Annotated in this window: 7 protein-coding genes and 1 tRNA gene; all 8 read right to left on the bottom strand. The window is 53.4% G+C overall.

What is annotated here, in order from left to right:
- Positions 1-16: 16 nt before the first annotated feature.
- Positions 17-90, bottom strand: a tRNA-Arg gene (locus Q0986_RS04115).
- Between the two features lie 66 nt (positions 91-156).
- Complete coding sequence (locus Q0986_RS04110) at positions 157-2025, bottom strand: hypothetical protein (RefSeq protein ID WP_299404374.1); 1869 nt, start codon at positions 2023-2025, stop codon at positions 157-159.
- Between the two features lie 9 nt (positions 2026-2034).
- Positions 2035-2337: an acyl carrier protein gene (locus tag Q0986_RS04105; protein WP_299404371.1), complete on the bottom strand. Its 303-nt coding sequence runs from the start codon at positions 2335-2337 to the stop codon at positions 2035-2037.
- A gap of 44 nt (positions 2338-2381) precedes the next feature.
- On the bottom strand, positions 2382-3998 hold the full coding sequence (locus Q0986_RS04100; RefSeq protein ID WP_299404369.1) for a PfaD family polyunsaturated fatty acid/polyketide biosynthesis protein: 1617 nt from the start codon (positions 3996-3998) through the stop codon (positions 2382-2384).
- Between the two features lie 6 nt (positions 3999-4004).
- The gene (locus Q0986_RS04095) at positions 4005-6719 is read right to left on the bottom strand and encodes a PfaB family protein (protein WP_299404366.1); all 2715 of its coding nucleotides are present in this window, start codon (positions 6717-6719) and stop codon (positions 4005-4007) included.
- A gap of 6 nt (positions 6720-6725) precedes the next feature.
- Complete coding sequence (locus Q0986_RS04090; protein WP_299404363.1) at positions 6726-7541, bottom strand: class I SAM-dependent methyltransferase; 816 nt, start codon at positions 7539-7541, stop codon at positions 6726-6728.
- A complete protein-coding gene (locus Q0986_RS04085) occupies positions 7535-9289 on the bottom strand; it encodes an SDR family NAD(P)-dependent oxidoreductase (RefSeq protein ID WP_299404361.1) in 1755 nt (584 codons plus the stop codon). The genes Q0986_RS04090 and Q0986_RS04085 overlap by 7 nt, the downstream gene beginning before the upstream one ends.
- 63 nt (positions 9290-9352) lie before the next feature.
- Positions 9353-11977, bottom strand: a 2625-nt coding sequence (locus tag Q0986_RS04080) for a phosphopantetheine-binding protein (protein WP_299404359.1), incomplete at its 5' end; no start/stop codon positions are given.

Genomic DNA, 11977 nt, shown 5'->3' with positions numbered 1-11977 from the left:
GGTTGACGATCAAGAACGGGCCAGGAGGGATTCGAACCCCCGACACCGTGGTCCGAAGCCACGTGCTCTAGTCCACTGAGCTACAAGCCCTAGAAGCGTAACTATGCTAACAGAAATTGCTGAAAAACCGTAACAAGATTTGTGTATGGGCTAACACTAGTCTGTGCTTAAAGCGCAGTGATGCGCCAGTGACCGAAAGTGCTTGCCTCCCAGTTCAATCTGGCCCTGCTCACAGCCCCTGATCAGCCGTTCTACGAGATACTCCCAGTCAGGGGCAATAAAATTAGCGCCGTGATCGGGTTCAATCAGACTGACTAATTGGATGTTCTCGCTAGGTAGATTCGTCAGACTGGAAAGCCCCAAAAAGTTAAAAATTCCAGACTCGTAGGTTCCACAGGGGACGGAAGGGTTTTGAGCACCTGTCCAGTATTCGTTCGCCTGAAACCAATCTGCTGATGGATAGCCATGAAAATGGACAATGGGAGCGCCATTTTTAACCAAGTGAGGGACATATAGCGCCGATGACAGGGCAATCGCCACCATCACATACAGGTCATAGGATGGCTTAATATCGGTTGCGGAGTCAGTTCCCTCTGGCAATTGCAGCATCAGCTGATCGGTCAGACCAATCTGCAAAACGTCTTGATTGAGATCGAGCTGGGTCTTATTGGCACCCGATCGAGCACTAACCACCCAAATATCTGGGATTTGGCGGAAGCGGTGCGATGGGCGATCACTACTATGTCCTGCACGCACGTTTGCATACCGTCGCCCGCGATGATTCTGCCGGACTTCAGCAGGAGAGAGTCCCTGAACCGGTGCCAGTGAGTCCCACTCATCCCGATCAATCTCTGGTTTTCCGACATACTGAGGGGCTTTGATATAGGCCACAAAGCCGTAGGAAACACCCGTCCGCCCATTGACAAGGTAATCAACGATGTCTCGATGCGATCGCCGCTGAATCCTATCGCTCAGCTTGAAGCCAGGGGGGAACAAGCCCGTCGGTGCCAGAGCCTTACCCAGCTTAACCAACCGACCTGCATCGCCCGATTGCTGAGGGTTATATTCACCAAGTTCAAACTGATTGAGCAACAGCGGAGCAATGGGAACAAAAATCTTAGGAATCAGAGATTGAGCCACGAAGCGGTTTAAATCGGCTGTCGCAAAAACCGAGTCCGACAAATTCATATTCAAAATCGAAATCTGATCCTCAGAAACGCCAATCATAATTTCGGAGAAGGTTCGGATCAGGGCATTGATCCCCAGATCGATCTTCTGACGATAGGAGGTTTGGGGATGGGTAAATGCTGGATTCAAGTCGGTCAGCATCACCACCTGAGTCCGGGTTGGATCTTCGACGGTTTTAGCGGCATGTTCTTCGGCCCAGCCAATCAGCATGGCAATTCGCGGAATGGATAGGGTTTGACCGCGAGCCACGGTCCGAGTGTAGAGCCAGTAGAGGGCCTCAGCCGTAATGTTTTTTGCACGACTCCACAGAGAGGGCGATCGCTCGACATCAATAACGGCATCAATACTAGTTTTCACGGTTCGGGTTTGAATCGTTGTTTTCCAGCCCAGGATCGGGATTTTGAGGGTGTACTTAAATTGCCGCGTTGCCTCGCGCCACGCCACCACCCGTACCCCCTGATACCAGAGCTGTTGCTTTAACGCCTCTCGGAACCGCAGAATCCGTGTGTTTTTGTATCGCTTCGGCAACGGACGGAATGTAACGGAGACCTTTTGGGCCATTACCCGAGCGTCAATGATGGGCAAACGGGTAGACATCCCTTGCGTCCCCCCAATCAGATGACCAATAGTGGCGAGGCTGAGGCCATTCTTTAGACTGTTTTCCTGGCACTCACCCTGCTTTAAAAACGCCAGAATTGCAGTTTTATGAGCTGCAATCTCACTTCGTAGCGCTGGGGTGACGACGCCTTTCGGAGAACGAATATTGAGCTTCTCGTTCTCGGCCCAAATTCGGATGCCTTTCTGAGAGAGGCGGTTAACCAGTTCGGATGTATTCACAGCAAGACCTCAGAGTTCAAACACTTCAGAATCAGACGCTTCAAATTCTTCGGCTAGACGTTGGGACAGAGAGGCGATGGTCGGATAGTGCCACAGCAGCAGGGGAGAGACTTCCACTCCCAAAATGGGTTCTGATTTGGCCAGGATACAGGTGGCCTGTGCGGAACTGAGACCATAGCTATCTAGGGGTTCTTGAATATCAATTTCGGCAGGAGGGACGCCGAGCTGCTCGGCAATTTGGGTGGTTAGCCAAGTTTGAATGGCGGCAGGGGTGAGCTGTTTCTGGGTATCTGGAGAAGGGGACGGACTCATAGAATGTTCTCTCTTTGGGGTAAACGCTAGACCGGGTTCCCCCCTTACTCAGGGGGAATAGGACGATACTGACCGTAGTGGGCGGGCATATTCAGTCCCTGTAGCTTCAGGGCATTGACACGATAGAGAAAGGCAGCTCCCCTCATCATGTGAATGGCCACATCTACGACGCGGCGCTGATCAGGCGCTTCAAGGTAGGTGCCCTTGACCCAGTTATTGAACGCTCCCATCGCTGGGCCGCACCAGATTTGATAATCGGCGATGCGATCGCACTCCCCTGTCTTGGACCAGCGAGACGACAACCCCAAATACCACCGAAAGATAAGCGCCATCTTCAGCTTGGGATTGTTTGCCGCTTTCGCCAGCTTTTCCGGTTTGTGCGCCACTAAATACGCCTGGGTCTCTTGCCAAACCTCGTCAAGAGGACGCCGAAAGATCTGCTGTTCCAGTCTGTGCCGCTCTACCTGGGGAATATCCTCAATCGCGTTATGGGTTTTGTAGAGGTCAAACAGCTTTTGCGCCCGTAGAGGGAACAGCGTGCCTTTTTTCAGAACCTGGAGTTTAACCCCCATTTCAAACATATCGGCAGCAGGCGCCATGATCACGTCGTGCATCTCGGCCTCAGCCAATAGCCGTTTAGTATGGGGAGACGCTGCAGCCTCTAAACAAGACTGGTTCACTGATCCTGTGACCACATAAGCAGCCCCCATCATCAAAGCGGCTAATGCAGACTGGGGGGTGCTAATCCCGCCTGCTACCCCGATCCTGACTGGCGTTCGATAGCTGTATTGGGTCTGGATCTCGTCTCGCAGCGCTAGGATGGCGGGCAGTAAGCATACCAAAGGACGGTTATCGGTGTGACCGCCCGAGTCAGCCTCGACCGTGATATCGTCCGCCATGGGAACTTGGGCGGCAAGCTGGGCCTGCTGTTCAGAAATCAGTCCTTGGATGGCTAATGTTTTAAGGATGGTAGCCGGGGCAGGCTGGAGGAACTGGGTCGCCACTTCCCGGCGGGACAGCTTAGCAATGATTTTGTTCTGAATATTGATGTGCTGGTTGGGACTGAGCTGGAGCCCCGCTGCTCGATAGTAGACCAGACTGGGCGTGAGGTTGATAAAGGCCGAGGCTTCAACGGTGCGGATATGATGCTTTAGGTATAGCTCAACCGTATTGCGCTCCATGGCTGCGTCATTGGGACTATGGAGCAGATTAAAGGCATATGGTCCTTGGGGCAGCGCGTCCTGAATCCGGTGGATGGCAGCTGTGATGAGATCGCGCCCCAATCCTCCAGAACCGAAGGAACTGAGAATCCCAGCTTTCCCAAGGGCAATCACTAGATCTTCTGACGCAATCCCACCGGCCATTGCACCAGCCGCATAGGCCATTTTCACCCCATGCCACGCTAAAAAACTCGGATCTCCCAACTGCTGCAGCGGCGGCACGGTCATAAGCGGTTCGACGGTCCCTAACCGCAACGGGTCAGTGTGGGTCACCCCAAGCTGATTAGCAAATCTGACAACATGACAGGGCTCCTCGAGATTGAGAAGCTTGGCTTTGATACCTGCGGCATCAAAGGCGATCGCTGCTAACGGATTTGAACCTGAAAAAGCTGCGGTAGAAACGCAGTTCTCGTTTTTTTCCAGAGCGGAACTGATGGTCATTGGGGGCTAGTCCTTTGAACGCTGGAGTAAAGTCTGGGAAACCTGGAGCTGAAGCTGGAGCATCTCCTGCATCTGTTGAAGCGAATCTTGGCGCCAGCGTAAAAAGTCGCGATGAACACGAGCCATCTGCAAATTATTCTGATGCAGCATCCCATAGCTCTTTGACTGGCGACTCAGAGAGGGTTGAGGGCTTTGTGCCGGGCAAGGACTCAGATTGATACTGCGAGCAGGGGTGACGTTGGCATGGGATTTGACTGCGATTGCTGACGAAAAATGTGAAGAGCGGCTTTGAAAACCTTGCGATCTCGGGGGGACGGCACCGAAGCGAAGGCCCTGAAAGATCTGCGAATGAAGGGTTTGCAGGCGGGCAGCTTGCAACTTCTCAGACAACCTTGCCCGTATTTCCGCAGGTTCAGCAGGTGGCGGCGTCATAGCATGGGTTTCAAACAGAGGGGACACATCCACCGACACGCCATGACTGAGCAATTTGGCAAGGGCACGGACAATCGTTGTATGTTCGTCTAAACCGCGTCGATTAAAGGAGAGGGCAAGGTGGGGGCGCTGAGCCAAAATCTGATCAATCCAGCGGGTGGTCGTACTACCAGCCCCCGTTTCCACAAAAATTCGCACCCCATCCTCATAAACACGGTTCACCAAACGTGGGAAATCTAGGGACTGGCAGAGGTTCTGAGCAATGCTTTGACCGATTACCTCACTTTCGGTTTCTATGGGCTGATAGCCTGCCGCCGAATACAGCGTTAGGTGGGGAGTCTGCTCGACAGGGAACCTGTTCAAACGCACCAGTTCTGAGTACTCGGAGCGGACTGGCGCACAGTGAATAGCATGGTTAAAAGGTGCTCGAAAAGCGTTACAGTTTAAGGCTTTGATCACTCGCTCACAGGCTGCCGTTTCCCCAGCAATCACCCCCTCTTGTGGTGTGTTGATCTGAGTTAAATACACCCGAGGTTCAGCTTCCAAGCATTCTTTGACCTGGGGCGCAGGAGCCATAACCACATAGGTGCTCCAGGACAGTTCATCGGCATCGGCAAGTCCCCAGTGTTCTCGGACAGCGTTTTTAGGACCGGAGAGGCGATTGCGGAACAAGGTCGAGGCGTTAAAAGCGGCACTGCCCTCATTGAGGCTTGTCCAGACGCCTTGAGCAAACATCATACTGGTTTCGCCCAGGCTATAACCAAACGCACAGTGGGGCTGCAGTTGGAAGTAGTCTCGAAGCGTGGCGGTGGCTAAGCTGGCGTAGGCAAGTTCCGATTCCAGCATTGCAAATGGATCGCTCAACAAGCGCTGTTCGATTGCCTCCCGCTGTCGTCTGGAGAGGGGCTTGAGGCTTCTTGGATAGAGGATTTTCTCAACCTTTGCCGCTCGCTGACTCACCTCTTGGAGCAGCGGATCATCGTACAGGCTGGGAAACAGGCGAAAGAGCGTTCGAGCCAACCCCACATAGGCTCCAAAGGCACCCGGATAAACAAAGGCAATGCGGCCAGTTTGGGCCAGCGGGCGAGGTGTAAAGTAGCTCCCCGCTGGTGTTTGCCAATCTTCAGTGGTTGCGATCGCCTGGGGGATACCCGTGAGGGCTCGCTGGATTTCCCGGTCTAGCTCTGCTTTAGACTTTGCCAGCAAGACTAGGACGTAGGTGGCTTGATGGAACGCTCGCCAGGTTTCGTGGGCGACGGCCTTGAGGGAAGCACTATCCACGATCTGATCCTGTAGCGCGTGCAATTTTTCCAGGAGTGTTGATGGATCAGGCGCCGCAAGGGCAAAGCAGCACAGGGGCATTTGGGCTAGATAGCGGTTGTTGAGGGATCGGCCAGCGGGGCACTCTGACAAAAGGATATGCCCACCGCTTTGGCTCTGATAAACAGCAGCATTCCTGAGCGACGCGTTAGCGTCTAATAGCCAAGGACGGGACTCAGTGGGCACATAAAAGGGACTGTGTTGCCAATCCTGCTGAGGACCAGCCCCTTGAGGCACCGCAGGAAGATAGCGATAATAAAGGCAGAGCGCGACCTTAATCAGGTGAGTGAGATCTGAAGTCGGCGGCAGCGTTGGGGATAATGTCCCTAAGGCACAGCTGAGGGCCGATCCTTGATAGATACTGAGATCGGCTGTTGCTAATGCGCCACCACAGAGTTCTAGGTAGTGGATAGTCTCAGGGGGTGGAGGAGACGGATGGATCGCGTTAATCAGAGCATAGATACGCTCTCCTGCCGCTGTGGCAGTTTCTAGCCGCTTCAGAACAATAGCGCTGGAGCCGCTGCGCCCTAAAACACCTACCAGTACTGTATCCACCTCTCGTGCGGCTAGGAGCCGCTGCGATAGTTCGAGAGCTGCAAAGGTAGACGTCTCTTGTGCTTCTAGCGTCGAAAACCCACCCGAAAAGCGCCATAGTGAACGAATCAGATCCGCCGTTTCAGAATGGGATACCTGCGTTTGTGAGGTAGAAGTGATGATGACAGCGATCGCGCCCCCTCGGTTTACATCAGCATCCTGCAATGCTTCATTCGCTGCTGTGAGCATCCATTGCTGCGCAGGGTCGAGCTGTCCTTTCTCTGCAAGTTCTGAAGGTTGGATCTGATGATCGCCTCCATTCCCCTCGTAAATATGGCGTTCAAAGCTATCTAAGTTCGTCCCTGGCCCCCAGTGAATCCCCATGCCAACAATGGCCAGGTCGTCTGTCTTAGATGTCAGATTTGATTTATTCATGGCAGTTTATCCTTGGGAAGGATGCGATTGCTGCAGGAGATAGCACCAATACTCCAGGTCTCCTTGATGGAAAGCTTCGTAAACTGGACTACCCTGAATCCCTGCAAACCAGCGGGCCAGGCCGTGAAAACCAACTGGAATCTTGGTTTTGATAATGCCGAGCTTTCGCTCATTTTCTAGATCCATTGCCGCCAGAACATTGGCAGTAATCGCCTCTTGTTTCAGAATGGAAAACCCAGCCTTGATTAGCTGCTTTCGAGTCGCCTCCACAGCCTCTTGGGGGCGAAAGTCTGCAAACAAGAAGTAACCCTGAGGACGCAACACTCGGAATACCTCCGAGAAAAAGCGTTCGATTTGTCGATAACAGTGGGATGATTCGATATTGACCACTGCGTCAAAAGCGTGATCGGGCAGAGACAAGGATTCCGCATCGTCCACGCTAAACTCCAGGCCTAGCATTTGATGGCGCTGACGGCAGAACTGAATATTGTTCGCCGAAAAATCAACCCCTGTTACTGACTGAGGATTGAGATAGCGCCGCAGGTAAGATGCTCCCCCGCCCCGTCCACAGCCGACCTCTAAAACGTCCAGCCCCTCTAACGGAACGACGTTAGCGACATGGTGGTAGAGCTGAATGCAATAGCGTTCCCGTTCGTCGGTGTGATCAAGCGATAACCGATCCGTCTTGAAGTCGGTATAACCATAGTTCATCAGCACAATATTGATGTCCTGATATTTAGAGGCAAAATAGTTGTACCAAAACCGCCAAAATAGTCGCCTGAGCGGAAAATTATTGGGTCGGGCCAGAAAATTGTTTAGCATGGCGCACTGTGCTGAGAGATAGCGTTGGAGGGTTCTTTAGCGATAAGCCGATTAAGGGGCAATTTAGTTCCTTTGGCATCTAACATGCGATTGTAAATATTGCCGTATTGGTCATGGGCAATCACATCGGCAACGACCGCCGTTCCCGTCTGGGATTTAATTCTGCAGAAGACGTAAAAATCCTGATCAAAAGGAATGGACCTAAACTGCTCGTACTGGCGTATCTCGGCAGGTAGACACCCTTGTTCACAAAACCGCTGCGTCCATATCCACAGGGAATGGCTCTGCACATCAGCGATGTAGGGGTTGATGGTGTGAACGGGAAACTGCCCCTGCTGGCGATCACTCAGAGGCTCCACAGAGCATCGGGCAACCAGGTGATTGGAGCTAGCCTCTAACACCGCATTCACCCCTTGGAACATCGGGCCGTGAAACAAACTCAGATCGCCCTGCTGGTAAACCTCCTGTTCGGGTTCTGGATGCACCGTAACCACGAGTGTCGGGTCGTTAGGGGCATCCGGAGAGTGAGATTGCAGCTGAATTTGGGCACTGAAGTGATAGCGAGGTTGTCCGGTCGGCGTTCGACTCCAGATCTTTGTGTCTAAGGCAATTCCGTTTTGCTTGTCGGTTTCTACGATGTCCAATTGATACTCATCGGCCAGATGGTCATCGAAGATGATGCCTTTGAGAATTTTGAGTTGCTGTAGTTGTACGAACTGATAACCGGGATAGAGCTGTTCACAGGCATGAACCATCCAGGCGATCGCACAGGTCGTTGGCAGCACTGGCTGCCCTGCAATCACGTGATCGAAGAGAAACGGGTTGCTGGCAAGCTGGAGCTGGCGATGCAAATGATAGGTTCGCAGGGCCTCACTGACCTTGATCGCAGGCATTTTTAAAGGACTGCCAATCACCACCTGAGTTTCGCGATGCTCGAGGGAGAGTTCATCCACCATCATCTGTGTGCCCACGGCTAGGGGAATGGTTTCAATCCCCCGTTCGGCGAAGGCCCGCTGGAGCGCAGGGCTGACCATACCGCTGTCCCACGGTCCCCAGTTAATGGCCACCGTATGACAGTTGGGGTAGCGCGGCTGCATCCAGTGGGCGGTTTTGTTGAGGATCTCGTTTGCGATCGCATAATCAGTCTGCCCTGCATTGCCGTAAAAACCGGCGACAGAAGAGAACAAAATCAGGTATCGCAACTGTTCGGGAACCACACTCTGGAGTAGATGGTCTAGCCCCACAACCTTGGGGGCATAAACTCGCTCAAAGTCCTGCTCCGTCTTTTTTTCAATGCGCTTATCGGCTAGATTACCTGCACCGTGAATTATGGCCGTGATCGGTCCCCAGCGTTCTAGACAGGGCTGTAGCTTTTGTTGAAGGGCGATCGCATCGGTGACATCAACGCTCAAATACTCGGCTTTCCCGCCCGCCTGGTCAATGGCATTGAGCGTGGCTCGAATGTCTCGTTGCGTGGTCAGCGATCGATAAACGGCTTGGACTTTAACCGGGGTAGCGGCTTCCCCCTGCGCTTGTAGCTGCTCAAAGATGCGCTGTTTGAGCGTCGCTTCATCCTGCTTCTCCTCCGCCCAAGCGGGCGGGTCTCCCGTGAGGGTAGTGCGCCCCAGGAGAATAAACTTGCAGGAGTAGGTCTGGGCTAGCTTGATCACGGCTGCAGCCGTAATGCCCCGAGCGCCGCCGCTGGCCAGAAAGGTCGTGTTGCTATCGATAGAAGAGTTAATACTCATTGTGATGGATTAGGTGAGGATAATCGAATCTATCTAATGGATCTCAATCAATCGAAGCGGCCTCTAGCAAGCCAACGTGACTCGCCCTTGGGGACTGTAGCCCACTTCCACGACCCGTCGATTGGGGTCGTGGAGTTCCGCCATAATGTGCTGAACAGAGAGCGTTATATCTAGCTCAGGACTCAGATCAATCGCCCGACAAAAAACATCGTTCCATTCCCAGTTCAGGGACTTGGTCAGACCGAATAGCCCTGCCGAAAGGGGACTAAAGTCAGCTTGACCTCGGGTTCCGAAGGCGCCATCCAAATGGGCCACGGTTAGAAAACAGCTCCGTCCCTGTTGCGCAGCCTGATTGAGTTCAATCTTGAGGTGTTTGGCCATCCAAAAGATCTGCTTGAGGATTGCAGATTCCGCTGGCGAGTACAGACTGTCATCACTGGTGGAGACCGGCGGATGCAGGTGAATTAATGCACTCACGGAACCGTACTGGGTGACGATCGCCCCTAGCTGCTGCGCTAAATGGGCTTCACTGAAGTCCTCTAAAATCACCTGCTCAACTCCATCGGGGCGGGGGAGGCTTGGGGAATGGCTCAGCATCACAACCTTCCAGCCCAGATCAACGAAAGCTTGAGCGACTGGGGGTGCGATCGCAGATCCGTAGTCCGTCATGATGCTCACCTGGGAGTTAGGAAAGGGCAAGTCCATCCTGTCCGGGGGCGGTAGAAACTTCAGCCGAACGGGTTGTCGAAGAATGCTTGAGGGTAACTCCGTTGCTGGAGGGGTCAAGCGATACTTTTTTTTTTCGCCCGCCTGCAAACTCTGCATAAACGCAACGACTTGCTCCAGGGTCCGCATCTCAACTTCAGCGAGTTCCTCTAGATCAGGCTGGGGAAAATCGGGATATTTTTCCATGAGCGCCCCCAAGATCTCGAAGCGCTTGATCGAGTCAATGCCTAGATCGGCCTCCATATCCATCTCTAGCTCTAGCATGTCGATGGGATACCCCGTCTTATCGCTGACCACGGCCAGTAGCCCTTGACTGAGCGCCTCTACATCGACTTGAGGGTCAGAAAGTGGCATCGCTACAGCGGATTGCGGTGGCTCCAGTTCCGATCTCCTGAAGTCCTGATCCTGGGGGACTGCAAGGACTGGACTATTCTGGAGAAGCTCAGCGTCGGGTTGCCCCGAAGCGATTCTCTGCGCGGTCGGTAAGACAGTATTGCCCGCCTGCGACTGGATAAATTCAACCACCTGATCGAGGGTTCGCATTTCGATTTCGGCTAGCACTTCCAGATCAGGCTGGGGAAAATCAGGATATTTCTCCATCAGTGCCCCCAGAATCTCGAAGCGCTTGATCGAGTCAATGCCTAGATCGGCCTCCATATCCATCTCTAGCCCTAACATATCGATGGGATAGCCCGTCTTATCACTGACCACGGCCAGTAGCCCTTGACTGAGGGCCTCTAAATCAACGGCAGGAGGACGATTTGTTTCTCGTGACTCAGATGCTGCAGAGGGGGCGATGGCCGATGCCTCAACCTCAGGGAGGGCGATGGTGGGAGAGATCCCCTCTCCATTAAGAGTGTTTGCTGGAACAGCCGAGCGCTCCAGTGCTGGGTTGCCCTGATTGATATAGGCGCTCGACAACGATAGCTCTGACTGAGGAATCAACCCCGAGACCGTTGGGAGTGAGGCGCTGTGACCCTTGGAACCGTCCTCCACCGGGGCGATTGCTGGCCCTGTATCCCGAGGGACAGGCCATTGACCATACTGCTGTTGAGCCATTTGGAAAAGCTGCTTTGCATATTCACCCTGCTGCGTGATGGATTGATCATGAGTGCGCAGGGTCTCCGCTTGGTGGGCGTGAAACTGCATCATATTGCGTTCCAGACTGCCGATCACTTCAGGTGGAATCTGACTTGCGATCTCGTTGCCGTCTAGCAATAACGCATTTTGCTGATGCATCAGCTGAAGAAATCCTTGGGTATAGGCCAAATGATTGCTGAGGTACTGTTGATGGGTCTCCAGCGTCTGGCGATGGTGCTGATTAAAGTGGCTCAGTAGATGCTCTATGCTGTCTAAAATTCGGTCATCGCCTCGATAACCATCAGCCACAGCATGTCGAGCAGGGGGAGTAGGTGGGTTGCCGCCAAGTTGAGGACGATCGCCCGAAACGCGATTTGAATCCTCTGAATGGCCGTTCGTGGTGGGTCCTCCTCTCGACCCGCCTGCGCGTTCAAGAACGGCTGTCTGCCCCTGTTGATGGCCATTGGACAAATGACCATTGGCTAAATGACTGTTGGATTGGCCAAGACTAGCAGCGGGACGATGATGGCCGTTCGTTGACGATAGAGTCGTCGTCCTCTCTAAAGGCTGAGATGTTGTAGCAATCGACATCGGGGCAAGGGGGGCTTGGAGGACAGGGCTGGCAGTCGGCAATTTGAAGGAATGCCCCTCCTCTAGGGCGGTTTTAAGGGACTGCTGTGTCTTTTCGCTGACGTAGTTGTTGCCGTTGAGTCGGACATTGAGCCTCTTGGCTTTGTTAGACACTTCGGGAAGGGTGACCGCCCGCTGGTAAGGGTCTAAAGGCTGGAGTGATAACCCAGCAACCCGCAGATGAATCCAGGCTTCTCGCAATTGATGATCGCTATCCTTCTGCCGACTGGCATTGAGAGCAATGGCCAAGTG

Source organism: Acaryochloris sp. IP29b_bin.148 (assembly GCF_028285565.1).
Classification (GTDB): domain Bacteria; phylum Cyanobacteriota; class Cyanobacteriia; order Thermosynechococcales; family Thermosynechococcaceae; genus Acaryochloris.
Note: the sequence above shows the minus strand (reverse complement) of the source record. Positions and strands in the feature narration are given on the sequence as shown.